Origin of the sequence: uncultured Bradyrhizobium sp., from assembly GCF_936943645.1 — a bacterium.
In the GTDB taxonomy this organism is placed as follows: domain Bacteria; phylum Pseudomonadota; class Alphaproteobacteria; order Rhizobiales; family Xanthobacteraceae; genus Bradyrhizobium.
The window spans coordinates 120,500-141,639 of record NZ_CAKZJO010000085.1; the positions used below are offsets into that span (position 1 = coordinate 120,500).

General features: G+C 65.0%; 23 protein-coding genes and 1 pseudogene. 11 read left to right on the forward strand and 13 right to left on the reverse strand.

Going from position 1 to position 21,140, the window contains the following annotated elements:
- Positions 1–10: 10 nt before the first annotated feature.
- From Q0743_RS25240 to Q0743_RS25260, 5 genes are all read right to left on the reverse strand, one after another.
- Positions 11–1,666, reverse strand: coding sequence for a TRAP transporter large permease subunit (locus tag Q0743_RS25240; protein WP_298244193.1), 1,656 nt, complete (start codon positions 1,664–1,666; stop codon positions 11–13).
- Between the two features lie 26 nt (positions 1,667–1,692).
- Complete coding sequence (locus Q0743_RS25245; RefSeq protein WP_298244194.1) at positions 1,693–2,274, reverse strand: TRAP transporter small permease subunit; 582 nt, start codon at positions 2,272–2,274, stop codon at positions 1,693–1,695.
- Positions 2,275–2,445: 171 nt separating this feature from the next.
- Positions 2,446–3,465 (reverse strand): GTP 3',8-cyclase MoaA, encoded by a 1,020-nt coding sequence (moaA, locus tag Q0743_RS25250; RefSeq protein WP_298244195.1) that lies wholly within the window; start codon positions 3,463–3,465, stop codon positions 2,446–2,448.
- A 109-nt stretch (positions 3,466–3,574) separates the two neighbouring features.
- Complete coding sequence (locus Q0743_RS25255; protein WP_298244196.1) at positions 3,575–4,069, reverse strand: hypothetical protein; 495 nt, start codon at positions 4,067–4,069, stop codon at positions 3,575–3,577.
- Positions 4,070–4,226: 157 nt separating this feature from the next.
- Entirely contained in the window at positions 4,227–4,901 is a 675-nt protein-coding gene (locus tag Q0743_RS25260) for an HAD-IA family hydrolase (protein WP_298244197.1), read from the reverse strand.
- Between the two features lie 158 nt (positions 4,902–5,059).
- Here Q0743_RS25260 and rpiA point away from each other — a divergent pair, with 158 nt between their 5' ends.
- The 3 genes from rpiA to gor all read left to right on the forward strand — a co-directional run bounded on the left by rpiA (position 5,060) and on the right by gor (position 7,832).
- Positions 5,060–5,773: a ribose-5-phosphate isomerase RpiA gene (rpiA, locus tag Q0743_RS25265; RefSeq protein ID WP_298244198.1), complete on the forward strand. Its 714-nt coding sequence runs from the start codon at positions 5,060–5,062 to the stop codon at positions 5,771–5,773.
- A gap of 2 nt (positions 5,774–5,775) precedes the next feature.
- Positions 5,776–6,315, forward strand: a complete 540-nt coding sequence (locus Q0743_RS25270) for a DUF2059 domain-containing protein (RefSeq protein ID WP_298244199.1) — start codon at positions 5,776–5,778, stop codon at positions 6,313–6,315.
- A gap of 128 nt (positions 6,316–6,443) precedes the next feature.
- Complete coding sequence (gene gor, locus Q0743_RS25275; RefSeq protein WP_298244200.1) at positions 6,444–7,832, forward strand: glutathione-disulfide reductase; 1,389 nt, start codon at positions 6,444–6,446, stop codon at positions 7,830–7,832.
- A 186-nt stretch (positions 7,833–8,018) separates the two neighbouring features.
- On the opposite strand, the gene Q0743_RS25280 is transcribed toward gor, so the two are convergent.
- Positions 8,019–9,158 (reverse strand): hypothetical protein, encoded by a 1,140-nt coding sequence (locus tag Q0743_RS25280; protein WP_298244201.1) that lies wholly within the window; start codon positions 9,156–9,158, stop codon positions 8,019–8,021.
- A 375-nt stretch (positions 9,159–9,533) separates the two neighbouring features.
- Between Q0743_RS25280 and Q0743_RS25285 the strand changes: the two genes are divergently transcribed.
- Positions 9,534–9,842: a hypothetical protein gene (locus Q0743_RS25285; RefSeq protein ID WP_298244202.1), complete on the forward strand. Its 309-nt coding sequence runs from the start codon at positions 9,534–9,536 to the stop codon at positions 9,840–9,842.
- A gap of 26 nt (positions 9,843–9,868) precedes the next feature.
- Here the strand turns inward: Q0743_RS25285 and Q0743_RS25290 are convergent, their stop codons facing one another.
- From Q0743_RS25290 to Q0743_RS25310, 5 genes are all read right to left on the reverse strand, one after another.
- Complete coding sequence (locus tag Q0743_RS25290) at positions 9,869–10,054, reverse strand: hypothetical protein (RefSeq protein WP_298244203.1); 186 nt, start codon at positions 10,052–10,054, stop codon at positions 9,869–9,871.
- Positions 10,055–10,117: 63 nt separating this feature from the next.
- On the reverse strand, positions 10,118–11,347 hold the full coding sequence (locus Q0743_RS25295) for a carboxylate-amine ligase (RefSeq protein WP_298244204.1): 1,230 nt from the start codon (positions 11,345–11,347) through the stop codon (positions 10,118–10,120).
- 19 nt (positions 11,348–11,366) lie between these two features.
- Entirely contained in the window at positions 11,367–12,194 is an 828-nt protein-coding gene (locus Q0743_RS25300) for a class II glutamine amidotransferase (RefSeq protein WP_298244205.1), read from the reverse strand.
- Positions 12,195–12,278: 84 nt separating this feature from the next.
- Entirely contained in the window at positions 12,279–12,875 is a 597-nt protein-coding gene (locus tag Q0743_RS25305) for a redoxin domain-containing protein (protein WP_298244206.1), read from the reverse strand.
- Between the two features lie 35 nt (positions 12,876–12,910).
- Entirely contained in the window at positions 12,911–14,656 is a 1,746-nt protein-coding gene (locus tag Q0743_RS25310; RefSeq protein ID WP_298244207.1) for an MOSC and FAD-binding oxidoreductase domain-containing protein, read from the reverse strand.
- A 429-nt stretch (positions 14,657–15,085) separates the two neighbouring features.
- On the opposite strand from Q0743_RS25310, the gene Q0743_RS25315 reads away from it, so the two are divergent.
- Genes Q0743_RS25315 through Q0743_RS25330 form a run of 4 tightly spaced genes read left to right on the forward strand, consistent with a single transcriptional unit; the run spans position 15,086 to position 17,169 of the window.
- Positions 15,086–15,559 (forward strand): TerB family tellurite resistance protein, encoded by a 474-nt coding sequence (locus tag Q0743_RS25315; protein WP_298244208.1) that lies wholly within the window; start codon positions 15,086–15,088, stop codon positions 15,557–15,559.
- A 2-nt stretch (positions 15,560–15,561) separates the two neighbouring features.
- Positions 15,562–15,924: a hypothetical protein gene (locus Q0743_RS25320; protein WP_298244209.1), complete on the forward strand. Its 363-nt coding sequence runs from the start codon at positions 15,562–15,564 to the stop codon at positions 15,922–15,924.
- On the forward strand, positions 15,921–16,553 hold the full coding sequence (locus Q0743_RS25325; protein WP_298244210.1) for a TerC family protein: 633 nt from the start codon (positions 15,921–15,923) through the stop codon (positions 16,551–16,553). The genes Q0743_RS25320 and Q0743_RS25325 overlap by 4 nt, the downstream gene beginning before the upstream one ends.
- A gap of 34 nt (positions 16,554–16,587) precedes the next feature.
- Entirely contained in the window at positions 16,588–17,169 is a 582-nt protein-coding gene (locus Q0743_RS25330; protein WP_298244211.1) for a TIGR00645 family protein, read from the forward strand.
- 76 nt (positions 17,170–17,245) lie between these two features.
- Here Q0743_RS25330 and Q0743_RS25335 read toward each other — a convergent pair whose 3' ends face one another.
- Both Q0743_RS25335 and Q0743_RS25340 read right to left on the reverse strand, forming a co-directional pair.
- The gene (locus tag Q0743_RS25335; protein WP_298244212.1) at positions 17,246–17,620 is read right to left on the reverse strand and encodes a winged helix-turn-helix domain-containing protein; all 375 of its coding nucleotides are present in this window, start codon (positions 17,618–17,620) and stop codon (positions 17,246–17,248) included.
- A gap of 77 nt (positions 17,621–17,697) precedes the next feature.
- A complete protein-coding gene (locus tag Q0743_RS25340) occupies positions 17,698–18,780 on the reverse strand; it encodes a substrate-binding domain-containing protein (protein WP_298244213.1) in 1,083 nt (360 codons plus the stop codon).
- 113 nt (positions 18,781–18,893) lie between these two features.
- Between Q0743_RS25340 and Q0743_RS25345 the strand changes: the two genes are divergently transcribed.
- The 3 genes and pseudogenes from Q0743_RS25345 to Q0743_RS25355 form a co-directional block, all read left to right on the forward strand.
- Positions 18,894–20,378 (forward strand): aldehyde dehydrogenase family protein, encoded by a 1,485-nt coding sequence (locus tag Q0743_RS25345; RefSeq protein ID WP_298244216.1) that lies wholly within the window; start codon positions 18,894–18,896, stop codon positions 20,376–20,378.
- A 184-nt stretch (positions 20,379–20,562) separates the two neighbouring features.
- A complete protein-coding gene (locus Q0743_RS25350; protein ID WP_298244214.1) occupies positions 20,563–20,826 on the forward strand; it encodes a hypothetical protein in 264 nt (87 codons plus the stop codon).
- Positions 20,827–20,916: 90 nt separating this feature from the next.
- Positions 20,917–21,140, forward strand: a pseudogene (locus Q0743_RS25355) (hypothetical protein); the annotation flags it as partial.

Sequence of the window (21,140 nt, forward strand, 5' to 3'; positions counted from 1 at the left end):
AAGGCACCGGCTACTTCGACGGCGGGCCGAGATCCAGCGGCGGCAGCTCGATCTGCGGCACCTCGATCTTGATCGTATTGGGATCGATGTTCGACTGCACGCCCTTGTAGTGCATCACCATCGACGGGAACGCGATCACCAGACCGACCATGATGATCTGGATGATGACGAAGGGCACCGCCCCCCAATAGATCTGCCCCGTGGTGACGGGCTCCATCCGCTTGCCGGTGAGGCGATCGGTGTAGCGTTCCTTCGGCGCGACCGACCGGAGATAGAACAGGGCGAAGCCGAACGGCGGATGCATGAACGAGGTCTGCATGTTGACGCCGAGAATGACGCCGAACCAGATCAGGTCGATGCCGAGGTGCTCGGCCGCAGGTCCGAGCAGCGGGATCACGATGAAGGCCAGCTCGAAGAAGTCGAGGAAGAAGGCCAGCACGAATACGAACGCGTTGACGAAGATCAGGAAGCCGACCTGGCCGCCGGGCAGGGAGGTGAGCAGGTGCTCGACCCAGACGTGGCCGTTGACGCCGTAGAAGGTCAGCGAGAACACGCGGGCGCCGACCAGGATGAAGACGACGAAGGCCGACAGCTTGGCCGTCGATTCCGTGGCCTGCCGGATCAGGTCCCAGCTCAGCCGACGCTTCGCGGCACCGAGGATAAGGGCGCCGGCGGCGCCCATCGCGCCGCCTTCGGTCGGGGTCGCGATGCCGATGAAGATCGTGCCGAGCACCAGGAAGATCAGGAACAGCGGCGGCACCATGACGAAGGTGGTCTGCTGCGCCATCTTCGACAGGAAGCGGAAACCAGTGAACTTGTGGATGAGCCAGTTCACCACGGCGACGGCGAAGGCGAAGACGATGCCATAGAACATGCTGAGCACGACGTAGTCGGCGCCATGCGTGTCCGAATTGCGCATCATGAACCAGCCGAACACGCAGCTCGCCAGGAACAGCATGCCGAGCGAGGAGAGGCCGCGGTTGCCATTGTCTTCGCGGAAGCCGATGGCCTCCTTCGGCAGGCCCGGCGCCGCCTTCGGGAAGAACATGCTGACGAGGAAGGCGTAGAGGGCGTAGAGGCCGGCGAGCACGAGGCCCGGAATGAAAGCGCCCTCGTACATGTCGCCGACCGACTTGCCGAGCTGGTCGGCCATCACGATCAGGACGAGCGAGGGCGGGATGATCTGCGCGAGCGTGCCGGACGCGGCGATGACGCCGGCTGCCACCCGGCGGTCATAGCCGTAGCGCAGCATGATCGGGAGCGAGATCAGACCCATCGAGATCACGGATGCCGCGACCACGCCCGTCGTCGCGGCGAGCAGGGCGCCGACGAAGATCACGGCATAGGCAAGGCCGCCGCGAATGGTGCCGAACAGCTGGCCGATGGTGTCGAGCAGGTCCTCGGCCATGCCCGACCGCTCCAGCACCAGTCCCATGAAGGTGAAGAAGGGAATGGCGAGCAGCGTGTCGTTGTTCATCACGCCGTAGACCCGCTCCGGGAGCGCCTGGAGGAAGTCCGGACGGAATTCGCCGAGCTCGATGCCGACGACGGCGTAGAACAGGCCGACGGCGCCGAGCGAGAAGGCCGCTGGGTAGCCAAGCAAGAGCATGACGACCAGCGACGCGAACATGATGGGCGCCAGATTGGCGATGATGAATGCGGTCATGATTCCCCCTAAACCGTCGCCAACGGCTACTTTTTCTCGATCGCTTCGACGAGATGCTCGACTTCAGCCTCGAGCGCCGAGACCTGGGATTCATGCGGGTCCGGTATCATTCCGCGCATGACGGCAATCCGCTTGATCAGCTCGGAGATGCCCTGAACGAGCAGGAAAGCGAACCCGATCATGATCAGGGATTTGGCGGGCCATTGCGGCAGGCCGCCGGCATTTCCTGACTGCTCGTTGATCTGGAAGGAGCGCTCGAAGAACGGCACGCCGGTGATGATCATGACGATGCACAGCGGAATCAGGAAGAACAGGTGACCGATCACGTCGATCATGTTGCGGACCGGCTTCGGCAGCGTGTTGTTCACGATGTCGATGCGGATGTGCTCGTTGTCGAGCAGCGTCCAGGGCGAGCAAAGCAGGAACACGATGCTGAACAGCACCCATTGCAGCTCGAGCCACGAATTGGAGGAGGTGTCGAAGACCTTGCGGACGATCGCGTTGACCGCCGAGATGATGACGGCGGCCACGATCAGCCACGCCAGGCGTTTGCCCGTCCAGCGCGTGAACGCGTCAATTCCTCGGCTCAGCTTCAAGAGCGCTTGCAACGCTAGGTCCTCCCCCGATTGTGTGCCCCGGCCGTCTTGACTGCGCCGAACTGGCGCGTGGCTTGTCTCGCCGCGCAGGCATGAGGCTGCCGCACCAAACCAGCGGCCGTGCCGCCAGTCAATCGGAAGTTTGTTGATAGTTCAGGGGAATAAGGCCGTAGTCCAACGGTCTTAGCCGCCGGTGACGCTCATATGCCTGGAGACGCTGGGGCGATCGTGGCGGCGGTCGATGATGAAATCGTGGCCTTTGGGTTTGAGGCCGATGGCGCGGTCGATCGCATCCGCAAGCAGCGTATCGTCATCAGATGCACGCAGAGGTTTGCGCAGGTCCGAGGCATCCTCGTGGCCGAGGCAGGTGTGCAGCGTGCCCGTGCAGGTGATGCGAACCCGGTTGCAGGATTCACAGAAATTGTGCGTCATCGGCGTGATGAAGCCGAGCTTGCCCCCGGTTTCGGCAACGCTGACATAGCGAGCCGGCCCGCCGGTGCTCTCGGCCAGATCCGTCAGCGTGAATTGCTGGGCGAGGCGCGCGCGCACCAGCGACAGCGGCAGATACTGGTCGATCCGTCCCGACCCGATCTCGCCCATCGGCATGACCTCGATCAGGGTCAGATCCATGCCCTTGCCGTGGGCCCAGCGCATCAGGTCGGGAAGCTCGTCCTCGTTGAGGTTCTTCAGCGCCACCGCGTTGATCTTCACGGCAAGTCCTGCGGCGCGCGCGGCCTCGATGCCTTCCACCACCTTGTCGATCTCGCCCCAGCGGGTGATCTCGCGAAACTTCTGGGGATCGAGCGTGTCGAGCGAGACGTTGATGCGGCGGACACCGCAATCGGCGAGCTCGACGGCGTGCTTCGCCAGCTGGGTCCCGTTGGTGGTCAGCGTCAGCTCGTTCAGGGCGCCGCTCGACAGATGGCGCGACAGCGAGCGCACCAGCGTCATCACGTTGCGCCGGACCAGCGGCTCGCCGCCGGTCAGACGCAGCTTCCTGACGCCCTTGGCGATGAAGGCCGAGCAGAGCCGGTCGAGTTCCTCCAGCGTCAACAGATTCGCCTTGGGCAGGAACGTCATGTCTTCCGACATGCAGTAGAAGCAGCGCAGGTCGCAGCGGTCGGTGACGGAGACGCGCAGATAGCTGATGGTCCGACCGAACGGATCGGTCATCGGGGTCGACAGCGCGGTGGATCCGTTCATGGAAAAGGCCTTGTCACTTACGGCGACGGGCGCACCTTGGGCTTCAGCGGTGCTTGGGAGGCAATCTAAGCATCGGACGCGGCGAGGACAATCGGGTGGTATACGTAGATCAGCGCCGGCCTGCATTCGGGTCGGGGAACGGCGAGGCTGCGGCCGGCGCGGTCTCAACCGGGGCTGCGACAGGCGCGGATGCGGCCGGTTTGGGCTTCCGGGGCCGGTGCGGCTTGCGAACCGGTTTCGGCGGGGTGGCCGGCTGGAGTTCCGCAAACACCGGATTCGGGTCTGATGTCACCGAAGCCGGCGTGGTGAAATCCCCGGGAGTCCTGATCACGTTCACCGGGACGCTCGCCGGTTGATATTTGGGCAGCGCGAAGGTGACCGTGAAGGGAGCATCGGGGGCGGGAACCGAGACGGAGCAGGGGGTCTTGCAGCCCGGGCCTACCGAGGTGGTGGCGTCCGCGCCGGGAGGATTGGATTCGAGCCGGACCTGGAGTGGCGGCGGGGCGGATTTGAACATGTCCCAGGACATCGAAGAACAGCCGCCAAGGCCTGCCGCTCCCAACAGACCCGTTCCCGCTAACGCAACCGCGATGACACGACGCATGACCCACCCACTCAAACTGCGACGAACCGCCACATAACCCCGTGCGGACCTTAGGAGCGTCGTTGGAGGCAGGCAACCGGCGCGCAGCGCATGGTCAGCGAGTGGTTAACGCTGGGGTGCAGTAGAATAATAGCGCAATTTCAGTGGCTTGACGTCGCTACGCCGACATCAGGCTGGAGGCTGCGGCCGGGAGGTCGCGCATGTGATGGATCAGCCGGTCCGGCTTCAGCTCGGCAATCGGCACGTCCGTATAGCCGAAACTGACCCCGATCACCGGGACGCCGGCGCGGCGGGCCACCCCGACGTCGGTTCCAGCATCGCCGACCATGATGCTGGCTTTGACCGCTCCGCCCGCCCGCGCCACGGTTTCTCTGAAGATGGTCGGATCGGGCTTCTGGACCCCAAACGTGTCCGCGCCGCAGATCGCCGCGAAGCGGCGGCTGAGGTCGAGCTGGTCGAGGAGGCGCTTGGACAGCCATTCCAGCTTGTTGGTGCAGACCGCGAGCCGATGGCCCTGTTCCGAAAAATGGTCGAGCGCGGCCTCGAGCCCCTCGAAAGGGCGGGATTCGACCGCGATATGATCGGCATAATAGGCGATGAAATCCGCGGTCATCCGGTCCATGTCGGCGGGGGTGACGCTGCGGCCCTCCGCTTCCAGCCCGCGCTCGATCAGCTTGCGGGCGCCGGCGCCGATCATGTTGCGGGCCGAGGCCATCGGCACGGGCGGCAGCCCTTCGCGGTCGAGCACATAGTTCAGCGCGGTGATCAGGTCGGGCGCCGTATCCACAAGCGTGCCGTCGAGATCGAAGACGATGGTGTGAGCGGAGGTCATGATCCAAGCGCTACCGGCCCGGTCGTGTCCACGCAAGGGGCGGGCCCATAAGTTCATCTTATAGGCCTGTTCCCGCGAGGAAAACGAGGCTACATAGGCCGCCGAAAAGCGGACCGGGATCGGCCGGCAGGTTCGAGACTCCAGAGGCGGGCGCAAACGTGAATATGGACCAGTTGAAGCGGCAGGCTGCGGCGCGCGCGCTCGAAGAGGTGCGGGACGGCATGCAGCTCGGGCTCGGCACCGGCTCGACCGCCAAGCATTTCGTCGAGCTGCTCGGCGAGCGCGTCGCCGCCGGATTGAAGGTCATCGGCGTGCCGACCTCCGAGCAGACCCGCGCGGACGCGGAGCGCTGCGGCGTGAAGCTGACCACGCTCGATGAGGTCGACCATCTCGACATCACCATCGACGGCGCCGACGAGATCGATCCCGCGCTCAATCTGATCAAGGGCGGCGGCGGCGCGTTGCTGCGCGAGAAGATCGTGGCGGCTGCCTCGGATCGCATGATCGTGATTGCCGACGACACCAAATGGGTGCCGACGCTCGGCAAGTTTCCGCTGCCGGTCGAGGTCATCCCGTTCGGCCTCGGCGCCACGCGCCGGGCGATCGAAAAGGCATTTGCCGAATGCAGCGTTTCCGGGCAAATGGCGGTCCGCAAGGGCAAGGACGGCCACGTTTTCGTCACCGACGGCGGCCACTGGATCATCGATGCCCAGCTCGGACGGATCGAGGATCCGGCCAGCCTCGCCAAGGCGTTGAGCGCCATTCCGGGCGTGGTCGAGCACGGGCTGTTCATCGGCTTGGCCAGCTCGGCTGTTCTGGCGGGGGCTGAGGGAATTCGCGTGATTGAACGGCGCAAGCCGAAAGGAGACTAGGAATGAAGACCGTATTGAAGTTCTTGCCGGCTGCGACCCTCGCTGTGGGACTGGCCATCTCGGTCCTCCCGGCCGCCGCGCAGCAGGCCGCGCCCAAGGCAGCTGCACCCGCGCAGCCGAAAGCGACGCCCGCGGCGGTTGCTGCGGCCAAGGAGATCCTGCAGATCAAGAACGCCACCGCGATGTACCAGGGCGCCGTGCCCGGCCTCGTCGAGAAGACCAAGATCGCGCTGATCCAGCAGAACCTGAACTACCAGAAGGACCTCAACGAGGTGGCAGGGATCGTCGCCCAGCAGCTCAACGGCCGCCAGAACGAGATCGGCGACGGCATGGCGCAGATCTATGCCAGCGAGTTCACCGAGCAGGAGCTGAAGGACCTCGTCACCTTCTACAAGTCGCCGCTGGGCAAGAAGCTGATCGACGCCGAGCCGCGCGCCATCGGCCTGTCCATGGCCTTCATGAACTCCTGGGCCCAGAACTTCTCCGAGACCGTGATGGGAGCCTTCCGCGCCGAGATGCGCAAGCGTGGCAAGGAAATCTGACGATACCTATCTAGTCAGAAATCCCTAAAGCGCGTTATCGCGCTTTAGGCTGTCATTTGCGCATGATCTTGTCGGAGAACCGCTGCACACTTCTCCGGATCATGCGCTGAAAGAGGTCGGAGTGGACAATGGCTGAATTCGACGTCGACCTCTTCGTGATCGGTGGCGGCTCGGGCGGCGTGCGTGCCGCCCGCATCGCGGCCGGCTACGGCGCCCGCGTGATGATCGCGGAAGAGTACCGCATGGGCGGCACCTGCGTGATCCGCGGCTGCGTGCCGAAGAAGCTGTTCGTCATCGGCTCGCATTTCCGCCACGAGCTCGAGGACGCCGCCGGCTTCGGCTGGACCGTTCCGCCCGCCAGCTTCGACTGGCCGACGCTGATCGCCAACAAGGACAAGGAGATCGCGCGGCTGGAGGCGGCCTACACGACGAATGTCGAGAAGTCCGGCGCGCAGATCGTCAAGAGCCGCGCGGTGATCGCGGACAAGCACACCGTCCGCCTGCTCTCGGACGACAAGAAGATTACCGCGAAATACATCCTGATCGCCACCGGCGGCGCGCCCAACCATGGCGCTGCGATCCCCGGCATCGAGCACGTGATCTCGTCCAACGAAGCGTTTCATCTCAAGAAGCTGCCGAAGCGGATCGTGATCCAGGGCGGCGGCTACATCGCGCTGGAATTCGCCGGCATCTTCGCCGGCTTCGGCTCCGATGTCACCGTGATCTATCGCGGCGACAACATCCTTCGCGGTTTCGACGAGGATGTCCGGACCCATGTTCGCGCCGAGATGGAGAAGCAGGGCATCACCATCCTCACCGGCTGCACGGTGGCGAAGGTCGATCGCCACGGCGAGGAGTTCACCACGCATCTGTCGAACGGATCGAGCATCGCCTCGGACCAGGTGATGTTCGCGATCGGCCGCCATCCGGCCGTGGCCAATCTCGGCCTCGAGAATGCCGGCGTCGCCATCAATCCCAGGAATGGCGGCATCGCCGTCGATCATTTCTCGAAGAGTTCGGTCGACAGCATCTACGCGATCGGCGACGTCACCCATCGCTTCAACCTGACACCGGTCGCGATCCGTGAGGGGCACGCCTTCGCCGACACCGTGTTCGGCAAGCGTACGGTGCAGGTCGATCATGCCAACATCCCGACCGCGGTGTTCTCGCAGCCCGAGGTCGGCACCGTCGGCCTGACGGAGACCGAGGCGCGCGCGCAATTCAGCCACGTCGACATCTACAAGACCTCGTTCCGCCCGATCAAGGCGACGATGTCGGGCCGCGACACACGCGTGCTGATGAAGCTCGTTGTGGACGGTTCGACCGATCGCGTGCTCGGCTGCCACATCGTCGGCGACGCCGCGGCCGAGATCACGCAGGCCGTCGCGATCGCGGTGAAGATGAAGGCGACCAAGGCCGATTTCGACGCCACGATCGCGCTGCATCCGACCGCGGCCGAGGAACTCGTCACCATGCGCACGCCGACCGCGCGCCACGTGCGCCAGGCGGCGGAGTAGGGCTGCGACAAGCGGCTCTCGATCGAATTGGTCTTGTGAGCGAAACGGGATTTGTCTCCGCAAGCGCGGAATCGTAGGGTGGGCAAAGGCGCACTTGCGCCGTGCCCACGATCTCTCTCTCGATCGCGACGGATGCGTGGGCACGCTTCGCTTTGCCCACCCGATATCGGTGGTTGGGGCTAGCGCTCAGCCGTACAGATATCCGACCGGCTTGCCCTCCGTGCGCAGCGGGCGCACATCCCTCTGCGTGATGATCTGGCCGGCGAGGCCGTCGATCTCGTCGCGCTGCGTCGGCGTCCAGCTGCGCAGCTCGTTCATGCCCTTGAGCAGGCCGAGGCGGAGGACCTGGGTGTTCTCGCCGACCGCGACGAGGCTGATCGAGTCCTTCCCCGCCGTCACCACATCGCCGGCCGAAAGCTCGAAGGTCTCGCCGGACTTCTTCTTGAACTCGGCCGTGCCGCGGATGACGCGGTAGATCACGACCTCGCCCTTGGCGAACGAGGCGGCGTCCGCGGCGACCGACGTGCTCTTCGGCAGCAGCGACTGGCCGCGCGGATCGGTTGCGATGATGTGGCCGGTGACGAGATGACCGCTCGGCACCTCGATGCCGATATCGCGTATGTGGACCGGCATGGCCGATTTGATGGAGCCATCGGTGAGCGGCCTGAACAGCGCATCCAGCGCGAGGGGATCCTGCAGCCAGAAGCCCGCGTCAGCCGGGCGATCGTGCAGCGGATGGCTCCAGGCCACGCGCGGCGTTTCGGCTTCGTTGATCTGGTCGGGACCGACGATGGTCGGGTTCGGGAAGGTGGTGGGATCGGTGATGAAGGCTTCGAGGAATTTGCCGGAATAGCCCATCGAGATCGGGTCGGGCACCACGGTCTGCGGCGTCTTCAAATTCTCTTCGGTCGACAGGCCCGACCAGGTGTAGAACAGCTGGCGGTGCACGATCGCGCTTTGCAGCATCACCGCGCCGGGGCCGACATTGTAGAAGCGCCCGTCATAGTCGAAGGTGAAGGCGCCCGAGGTGACCAGCACGAGCTGAAAGCCGCCGGGCGGCAGATGGAGATGGAAGTCGGTGGGGCCGGTGTCGGGCCGGTAGATCGGCAGGTTGGTCGCGACTTCGTGCAGCAGGAAGGTTTCGTTGTTGGCGTGAAAGCCTTCATTGGCGCGGTTGTAGAGCGCCTGCGGCCGATACGTCGCCTCGAACTTCGCGTTCTTGTCGCGATCGATGGCGACGAAGTCCTGCATGTTGAGGCGGAGCGGCGTGCCGTTCGGATGGGTGAGGCCGGTGGTCTTGAGATTGCCCGCAGCATGCACGTTCATGACGTTCTCCGCTCTGCGCCGTTGCTTCGCTGACGACGTCATTGCGAATTTTGGGCCAGTTGGTTTGCGAAGCAGCAAGCGGGCTCGGCACCGCGACGCGAGCGTGCCCGCGCAGGAAAAATCCGGAGGTTGCACGGGACGTTAGATCGACGGCTCGCTCTGATCGTCAGGCGCCGCGCGCGAAGGCCTGCTTCCACGGGAGCGGCGAAACCTGTCTAATTTGTCGGCAAGCCTCGCCGGTGCGCGTGCAGCGGCGCTGGCGGGGATCGGCGCGATGCCGCCCTTGCGCCCGGAGATAATGTCGTGACCAGGCAGGCAGTGATTGACAGATTGTTCATGTTTTGTTCTTATGCTGCGACCGAGATGGAGGCAGCCATGGACAACCGTATCAGCGAAATCCGCAGAACCATCAGAGCGCTCCGCGTCAGCATGCGCGAAGCCGAGGCGATCATGCATGAGCAGGTCAATCGCGATGAGGACTGCAGCTTCGTGGCGCAGGAAGTCATGAAGATGCGTTCGGTCATGGGCCTGCTCGCGAAGGAGCGGATCGCGCTCGGCGATCACGAACCGATCATCGTGAACAGCTTCTTCATCCCGCGGCGGCGGCCGACGCGAAAGCCGGCCGCGGCGCCTGTGCCGACCGTCGAGTCCGTATTCCGTCCGCGCGTCGTGGCGCGGGTTTGACGCCAAGCGGGCTCAAGAAGGCGAGCTCAATCAAAGGCGTGAGGCGCGGCCCGATCCGGCTTGCCGGCCGGGCTGTCCGCCCACTTTGCCATCTCCATGGCCCGTGCGTCGACGCCCTCGCACCAGAAGCAGTTCGGCCGCGCGCTGCCTTTTTCGGACAGGATCGGGACCAGGCTGTGGCCGCAACCGGCGCACCAGGCGATGTCAGTCATGCATTCCCCCACAACGTAGCAAATTCAGAGATGACGTTCTCGTTCGTGAAGCTTGCGCGGGCGCTATGACGGCGCTGGCGCGCCTTGCCCCATGGGCGCGCTCGTGCCTGAGATCGTCGATGTAGCGATCCATCGTGACACGGCTGCGATGTCGTCGCCGTTCTCGCGATAGGCGCGAAGCTGGAATTCGGCCGAGCTGCCGCGGTCCACGATGGTGCGGCAATGCTCGATCTCGGCGGCGCAGCCGAGAGCGTCCGCGTCCTCGGCGATGTCGCCGATGATTCGGGACAGCATCTCCGAGATCGTGACCGGCCCGTCCTTGGAGGCAAAGATGCAATCGGTGCCGTAGCGCTGGGCGCGCCATTTGTTCTCGACTGCAATCGCGCGTTCGACCACCGTCACCTCTTTCGACAAATGCGGACGCAGATAGAGGTGCCGCGTCAGGCATCGATACAGCGAGGCGATGGCGACGGCATCGTCGACGAAGGTGCAGGTGTCGGGCGCGCGGAGCTCCAGCGTCGGGTGCCGCATCGAAGGCCGCATCGCCCACCAGATGTGGCTCTCGTCGGGAATGACGCCCGAGCGCTGCAACGCGCCGATATATTCGTCGAAATCCTGCCGGCTCTCGAACAGTTCGGGCAGGCCGGTGCGCGGCAGCTCGGAATAGGCGGCGAGCCGGTAGCCCTTCAGCCCCGTCTTGTGCGAGTTCCAGAACGGGGAGGAGGCCGACAGCGCGATGAACAGCGGCAGATGCGGCAGCATCGCCCGCATCACCGCCATGCGCTTCTCGGGATCGGGCAACTGGACGTGCACGTGCATTCCGCACATCATGTTGCGATGGCCGATGCTGCGCAGGTCCTCGATCATCTCCTCATAGCGCGGCTTCGGGCTCGGCTGCGACATCCGCCAGACCGCCGTCGGGTGCGTGCCGCAGGCCATGATCACGAAACCATATTGCGCGGCGACGTTCGCCACCTCGCGGCGCAGGAAGCGAAGCTCCTCGCGGGCGTCGTTGACGTCGACGTGAACGTTGGTGGCGACCTCGAGCTGGGATTGCAGCATCTCGCGCATGGCCTGGCCGCCAGTGGACCAGTTCGCCGATTCGAACAGCGCGTTGGGCGTTTCGATCGCAACATCGAACGTACGCCGATCGGCCAGGAAGTATTCCTCCTCGATGCCGAAGGAATATTCAGCCGCCTTGCCACCTCCGCCGGCGGAGCGAATCACGAGGTGCTGCTTGTCTTGAGAGGAATCGAGGCGAAGCAGTTTCAAAACGTCCGAAGCAAATGTCATTGGCCACCCGGCAAAGGCATTACCTGCGGGCACTAATCCTTCTGGCGGGGGCGGGTTCCCGCTCGGCGCTACTGCAAATTGTCGCGTCGAGCGGAACAATCTTCACGCTTTCGGACGCGCGCGCGATCAGCGCATGGTTTGGCGGCACTTCGGTCCAGTCCGATTCCTTGTCGAAAGGCTCGGACACGACGATGACCTGGCCGCCGTCCTCCCGGAAGTAGAGTGTGTTCGCGGCATCGTTGACCGCCACACGGAAGGCGTAGAGATCCCTGCCGTTGGCGATCGCGCTGGTGAAGCGCAGCCGTTCGCGCAAGCTCCCTTCATTGACGAGGCCGACCAGGGCCTGCAGCACGCGCTGCGTCGCGCCGAGGGGATCCCGGTCGAGGCCGGCGCCCATCATCGCCAGGAACACGGCTTCCGAGTCGGTGGTGCCGAGGCGCGACGGATAATAGGCATCCGGAATCAGCGCCTCGACCTTGCGCCGCAACCGATTCCAGCTGCCCACAAATCCGTTGTGCATGAACATCCAGTGGCCGCAGGCAAAGGGGTGGCAATTCTGCCGCGTCACCGCCGTGCCGGTGGCGGCGCGCACATGCGCGAAGAACAGATGCGAGCGCAGATGCCGGCAGAGATAGCGAAGATTTTCGTCCGACCAGGCCGGGCGAGTCTCGCGGTACAGGCCGGGCTCCGGATGCTCGCCGTACCAGCCGAGACCAAAGCCGTCGCCGTTCGAGCCCGCCGTCGATTGCAGCGAGCGGATGCTCTGCGCGATCAGCGAATGCTCGGGCTCGGTGACATAGGGCTCGAAAGACGTCGTCTCGCCCCGGTATGCGATCCAGCGGCACATGGGAGTTCCTGTCGGGGATGTGTCCTTGCGGTCACCAACAAATCCGCCCGACCAGTGTTCCCGAGGAGTTCGGCGCCGCGCTCTCTAATCCTGCGCACCGAGAGTGTCGGTGTAAGTCTTGCCATAGGGAAAGAAATGCTCCTTGCGGCCCTGATCCCAGAGCGTCCTGAATCCGGGCGCGGTGATGTCCCAGTCGGGGCGGCACTTCATGCTGACGGTGCGCAGATCCTGGCGAAGCTCCTCGAGGGTGGGTCGCCCGAAGAACCAGTAGCCGTTGTAGATCTTGTGAACGACGAGACGCGGCTCCAGCACGACGACGTGCGGGATCATTGGATGATGGACGGGGTCGGTGTACTCGGCGATGTCGAGGTCCTTCTGGATCATCCGCCGCGTGTCGGAGAGGAACGGCCAGTGCGCGCCCGCGCCGCTGCGATATTCATTGGTCTCGGTGATGTTGTCGGTGGTGATCGTGACCAGCCGGCAATAGCCCACCTCCATCTCCCGATGAAGCTGGACCAGCCCCTCGGTCTGACGGCGATCCTTTGGACAGAATCCGCCGCGGCCGAGCACGACGATCATGGGATCGCCGCCCTGCAGCTCGGAGAGCTTGCGGTGCTTTCCGGTGTGGTCGCTGAGTTCGTAATCCGGGAAGGTCACTCCCGGCATCATGTCAGGTCGCATCGAACTCTCCCTCTGGCGCGAATTGGCCGGCGCTTTCACAGATCGATGACGACATCGCCTTGCGGTCGCGCGCAGCAGATCAGGACATTGCCCTCCGCAGGCGGGTCGAGCGGATCGGGCCCGTAGTCGACGTCTCCGGCCACCAGCCCGCTCTCGCAATTGTGGCACACCCCCGTCCGGCACGACCAACGCACCGGAACGTCGCACGCCTCGGCGAGCTCGAGCAGGCTGGCATAGGCCGGGCTCCAGCGCACGTTGAGACCGCTCCGCGCGAACGACACCATCGGACCCGTGCCGGCTGCTCCGGCCGGGAGATGGACCTGCACGTGCGGGGCCGTGGCGATGCCCGGCGTCAGCGAGGGCTTGCTGCCGAACAGTTCGGTATGGATGCGACCGGGTGCGATCCCGAGTGCAGCGAGGCCGGTCGTGAGGTCACTCATGAAGGCGGCTGGTCCGCACAGATAGAAGTCACCGTCGCGGGGCACGCCGAGCGTTTGCAGCAGGCGCGAATCGAGATGTCCGACGCTGTCGAAATCGGCACCCGGCCGGTCGGCGGGATCGGGCGCGCTGAAGCAGACATGGCTGTGATGGTGGGCAAGCCTGGCGAGCAGCCCGCGCGCCTCGGCGGCGAAGGGGTGTTCGCGGCTGCTGCGGGTGCCGTGCAGCCACCAGACATCCCGCGGTGTCGCCTCCGAGGCGAGCGCGTGCAGCATCGCGAGCACCGGCGTCACGCCGATGCCGGCGCTGAGCAGGACGACGGGCCGGGCGTCCTGACGGAGCGTAAAGCTGCCGCGCGGCGCGCCGAGCTGCACGACGTCGCCCGTCCGGAGCTGGTCGGCGACATAGCCGCTGGCCGCGCCGTTCGCCTCGCGCTTAATGCTGATGCGATAGGACGTGGCATCCGTGCGGTCCGACAGCGAATAGCTGCGCGTCATCATCGACGGTCCGAGCCGCACGATGACGAATTGGCCGGGAAGGGCGGCGGCGACCGGGCCTCCGTCCGCGGCTTCGAGGATCAGCGATGTCACGTTGTCGCTTTCGGAGATCTTGCGCGCGACGCGGAACGGACGGAAGCCCCGCCAGGCCGGCGCAGGGCTCTCGCCCGGGCCGAGCCCGGCATTGCCCGTGGCCGGCTTGTCGTCCGCCGCGAGCAGCGCTGCGAAGGAACGCTGCCAGCCGCCGCTCAGCGCCGGAATCTTCAATGCGCGTTCCAGGCGGTCGCGCGGATGAGGCGGCAGGTAGAGCAGGGCATTGATCTCGCGCACGCTCATGCCTTCAGGGCCGCGCGCGACCTGGATGATCTCGTCGCCAGCCTCGACGTCGCCTTCCTCGATCACCCGAAAATAGAACCCGGGCCGGCCGTGCTTGACCAGCAGCGCGGCCATGTCCGCCTGCTCCATGCGAATGCCGAGCCGGTAGCAGGTGACGCGAGGCTGCGTCACCTCGAACAGGGCCGAGCCGATCCTGTAGCGGTCGCCGATACACACATGCGCGTCGGCAAGGCCCTCGACGGTGAAATTCTCGCCGAACTGTCCATAAGCGAAACGCGGTCGGCGCAGTGCGTCCTGCCAGTACTGATAGGATTCCTGCTGATAGACGTAGACGGCGCGTTGCTCGCCGCCGTGGCCTGCGAGATCACCCTGGCCGTCGCCATCGATGTTGAGCCGGCGGACTCGGCGCGGCCCTTGGACGGGCGTCTTCCAGATGCCGGTGTGCACGGTCTTGCCTTGCCAGGCGATGTCGCGCGGCAGGCCGACATTGACGGAGAGCAGGCGTTCCATGGGCAACTCCCGGGCCGCGAGGAGCTTCGCAACCCAAGCAGGTTTTGCGGATTGCTTGGCCGTCAATCTGCATCCCGGCGGGGCGTTTGGCTCGTTAGTCGTTGTTAGACATTGCGAGCGTCCGGCCGCGATGACGATGGGGCGCGCCGGCATCCTTAACCAATTGTGACATCGTGGAACCCAATGCGGCGGCTGGTCGCAGTGGCGCCGCCTTGATTCCGACGAACCCGTCTTTATCTGTGTACCGAACAAGAATCCGGGCCCCTCTGGCGAGGACGCCGACGATGTCGGCAAACCTCGCGATGTCGGATGACCTGTCCCGCGCGAATGCGATGGATTGGCCGATCGTCGGGCCCTTTGATGTTCTTTCCGACCCCATCGTCCCCATCGCAGCTCCGTGCGGCCATTTCGCAAGACCTGGGAGCAACGATGACTGACGCCAAGCATTCAAATCCTATCGAGATCGAGATCGCGGAGCCGTCCAGCCTGAACGAGCAGGCTGCGGCCGCGCTGATGATTGCCGGCGCGCTCGTCGCCGTGGCCGACCGGCAGGTCTCGCCGGTCGAGCGCGACGAGGTGATCCGGTTCATCCGGGATCGCGGATTGGCGCCGCATATCGAGGACGAGAGGCTGTTTGCGATGTTCGATGCCCTCGCCGAACGGCTGGAGGAGCCTGATTTCGCCAACGTCGTGATCGACACGCTGCGGCCGGTCTCGAACATGCCGTTGTCGTCACACCTGATGGAACTGTCGGAGCGCGTCGCCGCCGCCGATGAAGACGTTCATCCCCATGAAGTGCAGGCAATCAAATTGCTGCGCTTGCTGACGCTGGTGCTGCCGCGCGCAAAGCCGGTCACGTCGGGCAGGGAGGGCACCAAGCCGCAACTGGCCACAAAGGAGTAAGCATGAGCGCAGCATCGAACGAGCGTAGCAATGAGGCCGCAGGTCCCGCCAGCGAGATGGCGGGCGGTGACCCGCGCCTCGACAAGCTCGTCGATCGGCTGCCGCCCCGCATGGGTGATACCGTCACCTATCTCCTCAAACCGTCGAACCGCTGGGTCAGAATCCCCTCGGGCGCGCTGCTCATCGTCGGCGGCGTGCTGTCCTTCCTGCCAATTCTCGGCGTCTGGATGTTGCCGCTCGGCCTCGCGCTGCTTGCCGAGGACGTGCCTGCGCTGCGCTCCTCGCGCTCGAAGGTGCTGGATTGGGTCGAGCGGAAGAAGCCGCAATGGCTCGATCCGTCTGCACCGAAAAATGATCAATCATGACTGAATTTATCACCGCCGACGCGCTGACCGCGCTGCTCCAGGTCGTCCTGATCGACCTCGTTCTCGCCGGCGACAACGCCGTCGTCATTGGCCTTGCCGCGGCGGGCCTGCCCGCCGAGCAGCGCCGCCGCGCCATCATCGTCGGCATCGCCGCCGCCACGATCCTCCGCATCGCCTTTGCCGGCGTCGCGACCCAGCTGCTGCAGGTCATCGGTCTCTTGCTCGCCGGCGGCGTGCTGCTGCTCTGGGTGTGCTGGAAGATGTGGCGCGAGCTGCGCGAGCAGGCCCATGAAGGGCAGCTCGCGTTCAGCCACGGCGGCGCGGGCGCTGCGCCGGTGCAGCGGAAGACGTTCGGTCAGGCCGCGTTGCAGATCATCGCCGCCGACGTCTCGATGTCGCTCGACAACGTGCTCGCGGTCGCGGGCGCCGCGCGCGAGCATCCCTACATCCTCGCCTTCGGCCTGTTGCTGTCGGTCGCGCTGATGGGCGTCGCCGCCGATCTGCTCGGGCGCGTGCTGCAGAAACAACGCTGGATCGCCTATGTCGGTCTCGCCATCATCATTTACGTCGCGTTCGAGATGATCTATCGGGGCTCGCTCGAACTCGCCCCCGTCATCGCGAGTCTCTGAGGCGACAAGTGTTTCCGCAATCCGGAGTGATTTCATGACGTCCGAATCCCAAGCACCTTCGGCGAAGGCCGTGCCGCCGCGCCTCGGCCTGTTCGCCCAGCTCATTTTCGGCTCGCGCTGGCTGCAGGTGCCGCTCTATGTCGGCCTGATCGTCGCGCAGGCGGTCTATGTCCTGCTGTTCCTCAAGGAGCTCTGGCACCTGGTCGCGCACTCTTTCGATGCCAGCGAGCAGCAGATCATGCTGGTCGTGCTCGGGCTGATCGACGTCGTCATGATCTCGAACCTTCTGATCATGGTGATCGTCGGCGGCTACGAGACCTTCGTGTCCCGCCTGAACCTGACCGGCCATCCCGACGAGCCGGAATGGCTCAGTCACGTCAATGCCAGCGTGCTCAAGATCAAGCTTGCGATGGCGATCATCGGCATCTCCTCGATCTCGCTGCTCAGGACCTTCATCGAAGCCGGCAATCTCGGCACGACGCGCAGCAACTTCACCGAGACCGGCGTGATGTGGCAGGTGCTGATCCACATGACCTTCATCATCTCGGCGATCGGCATCGCCTGGGTCGACCGTCTCAGCGACAGCGGTCACCGCAAGGAGGCTGGTCACGGCTGAGCTTGCGGTGAAGCGTCCGGCGTTGCGATCGGCAGATAGGCCTATTTGAATTTGCCGATCGTCGCGCGCGGAACGCTCACGACTTCCGCATACGGCCGATGTCGCTCCTGAGCGCTTGCAGCTCCTTGTGGACCGCGCGGGCGGCGTCGCGCTCGATCTTGCGATAGCGCGCGACGAGCTTTTCGCCGAATGGCGTCAGCATCGCGCCGCCGCCGTTCTTGCCGCCGGCCTGCGGCTCCACGACGGGATGGCCGCAGATGCGCTTGATCTCGTCGACGAGATCCCAGGCCCGCTTGTAGGACATGTCCATGGCGCGCCCGGCCGCCGAGATCGAGCCGTGCTCGCGAATCTGCTCCAGCAACTCGATCTTGCCCGGGCCGATCCGGTCCTCGCCATCGAGGTCGATGCGAAGGCTGAGCTGGGGCAGCGATTTGGCGCTCGCGCGCGACATGACGGGTCTCTCAAGTTCTGCTGTGCGACCTTGCCACTCTTGCCCGTCGCGAACAAGGCTGGCCAAGCCATGTGGTCTCACCGCACGGCGTGCATCTCCAGGAACGCCTTCACGCCGGTCACGGTGCCGGTGTCCGACGGCACGTAGCCGGGCAGGGTGGCGATCGCCGCGCGGAAATCGGCGCTGCGGATGATCTCCAGGATGCGCCGCATCGGCTCCGTCTCCAGGAAGGCGCGCTTGCAGACGAAGAAATAATCCTCGGTGAGGAGGCGGATGAAGTCGAGGCCGAAATGCCGGGCGGCGGCCTCGACGCCGAAGCTCGCATCCGCCATGCCGCTGGCGACATAGGCCGCGACCGCGGCATGGGTGAACTCGATCTGCTGCGCGCCGTTGATCCTGCTTTCGTCGATGCCGTTTGCGGCGAGCAGTTGGTCGAACAGCAGGCGCGTCCCGGAATCGTGGTCGCGGTTGACGAAGCGGACATCCGGCTTGGTGAGATCGTCGAGCGAAGCGATGCGCTGCGGATTGCCGCGCGCCACCATCAGGCCCATCTCGCGGGTGACGAAGCTGATGATGCGGTCCTCGCGCGGATCGAGCCATTCGCGTGCGGCCTTGATGCCCTGCGCGCGCAGCGCGCCGTGCGGCAGATGCAGGCCGGAGAGGTCGCAGGCGCCTTGCGCGAGCGAGACCAGCGAATGCTGGTTGCTGACATAGCGCAAGTCCACGCCGATGCCGGGCTCGCGATCGAGGAATTCGCGCAGCTTGGCGACGGCAAAGCCGTGGCTGGCGTGGACGCGGATCACGGAGGGGCGCTGCTCGAGGAACGGCTTGATCTCGCTGGCCAGCTCCTGCGCAAGGTTTTCGAGCTGCGGGCCGAGCCGCGCCTGCATGCGCTCGCCGGCCCATACCAGCCGCTCGCCGAACGGCGTGAGCTTCGAGCCCTTGCCGCGCTGGGTCTCGACCAGCGGGGTGCCGAAGAACTCCGACCATTGCTCGATCAGGTTCCAGACATGGCGGTAGGACAGATGAGCGTCGCTGGCGGCGCTGGTGATCTTCCCGGTCTTCCTGATTTCATTGAGCACGCCGAGCATGACGGCGACCGTGCGCGGGCTGCCCTCCCGGCGAAATCGCCAGACGGCCTCGATCTCAATCTGGAGCATTGAGCCTCCTTATGAACTTCGCTTCATATATCGAGCGTCCATTTGCAAATCGTCTCATATTTACTCCGGCCAATAGGCGCCTAGTTTGGTATACCAGAACAGGAGGAAATATGATGTCCGTTGCATATGATTTTGCACATTCGCCGGCCACCGAATTCATGGCCCGGCCGCAGCATCTGCTCATCGACGGCCGCCGCGTGCCCTCAAGCTCCGGCCGCACCTTCAAATCGCTCAATCCGGCCACCGGGCAGATCATCGCCACCATCGCCGAGGGCGGCGAGGCCGACGTCGAGATTGCCGTGGCGGCGGCGCGCCGGGCGTTCGAGGGACCGTGGCGCACCATGCGGGCCTCGGAGCGCGGCCGGATCCTGATGCGCTGGGCCGAGCTGTTGAAGCTCAACGCGGAAGAGATCATCGAGCTGGAGTCGATCGATGCCGGCAAGCCGATCGCGGCGACCACGCGCCAGGATTTTCCGGCCGCCGTGGACACGCTGACCTATTACGCCGGCTGGGCCGACAAGATCAGCGGCGACGTCGTGCCGGTGCGCGAGGACGCGCTGACCTATACGGTGCGCGAGCCGGTCGGCGTGGTCGCGGCGATCGTGCCGTGGAATTTCCCGCTGATGATCGGCATGTGGAAGCTGGCACCGGCGCTCGCCTGCGGCTGCACCATCGTGATGAAGCCGGCCGAGCTGACCTCGCTGTCGGCGCTGCGCATCGCCGAGTTCGCGCTCGAAGCCGGCCTGCCGGCGGGCGTGTTCAACGTGGTGACCGGGCCGGGCCGCGTCGTCGGCGATGCCCTGGTCAATCATCCCGACGTGGACAAAGTCACGTTCACCGGCTCGCCCGGGGTGGGGCGTGGAATCATGAAGGGCGCGGCGAGCAACTTCAAGCGCGTCTCGCTCGAGCTCGGCGGCAAGTCGGCCAACGTCATTTTCGACGACGCCGATCTGGAAGCTGCCAGCAAGGCTGCGGCCTCCGGCATCTTCTTCAATGCGGGGCAGGTCTGCTCGGCCGGCTCGCGCGTGCTGGTGCAGGAAAGAGCCTATGACGAAGTCGTCGAGCGGCTGGCGGCGCGCGCGAAGTCGATCCGGATCGGCGATCCCCTCGATCGCAACACCGCGCTCGGCCCCGTCATCTCCGAGAAGCAGATGAAGTCGATCCTCGACTATGTCGAGATCGGCCAGAAGGAGGGCGCGAGGCTCGTCACCGGTGGCGAGCGTGTCGGCGATCGCGGCTATTTCATCAGCCCGACCGTGTTTGCCGATGTCGCGCACGAGATGCGCGTCTCGCAGGAGGAGATTTTCGGCCCCGTCGTCAGCGTCATCAAGTTCACCGACGAAGCCGATGCGCTCAGGATCGCCAACGGCACGGCCTACAGCCTTGCCGCCGGCGTCTGGAGCCGCGACATCGGCAAGCTGCAGCGCTTCGCCAAGCGGGCGCGCGCCGGCACGGTCTGGATGAACACCTATGGCTATACCGACGTGCGTCTGCCCTGGGGCGGCGAACGCGACTCCGGTCTCGGCCGCGAGCACGGCACCGCCGCGCTCGACAATTTCACCGAGCCCAAGGCTGTCTGGATGAATCTGGCCGTCTGAGTACCTCCCGACCGGCCAATCCTGGGCCCGCCTGACCCGGTCAGGCGGGCTCTCTTTTCCAGATCGCTAAAATTGTCTGCAATCCCTTCGGGGGCGGCAAACCCTGCGGACAAGAAGCCTGCTGCCTTAAACCAGAGCTTGGGAACCGACGTGCATCCTGCCTGCAAAAGGGTGGGGCATCAAAATGTCTGTTTTCAAGGAGGTCGTCGTTGCACTGGCGGGAGTCTATGCGCTCCTGTTCGCCTGCGACGCATTGTTCGGGGTCGGCGAGGTTCGCTTCGACGACAATTATTACCGCGCCAGCTTCTATGCGCCACGGCCGAAGGAATTCCGCTTCGCAGACGGGACCACGCCGGCCGCGCGCGTCAGCGACGCGTTCGCGCAGTTCTCGGCGGGCGAGGCCAAGCCGAACAAGCGCTACTCGTCGCTGACGACGATCATCCGGTAATTCGGGCCGGCGGTCGCCGGGCCTTCAGCCCCGCCACGAGGGGATGTCAGGTCTCCCACGGGACAAGTCGCTCATCCCGGCCACAAGACCTTGTGGTGCCCGACGGGCAAAACACGCGAGCGCTGGGGCAATGCCTGTCAGCAAAAATATTCCGCTTTACCGAATTTCGGGAATGGCGTATCCCTTGCCGCAACCCGGCCCACCGAAGAGGGGCGTATCGCGATCGTCACGAACGCGGGCCGGGCGGCGGTGGACGTCAGTCACATCGGCGCGAAGGGTTTTGCAGGGCGGGCAACCGTGAGCAAGGTCATCGC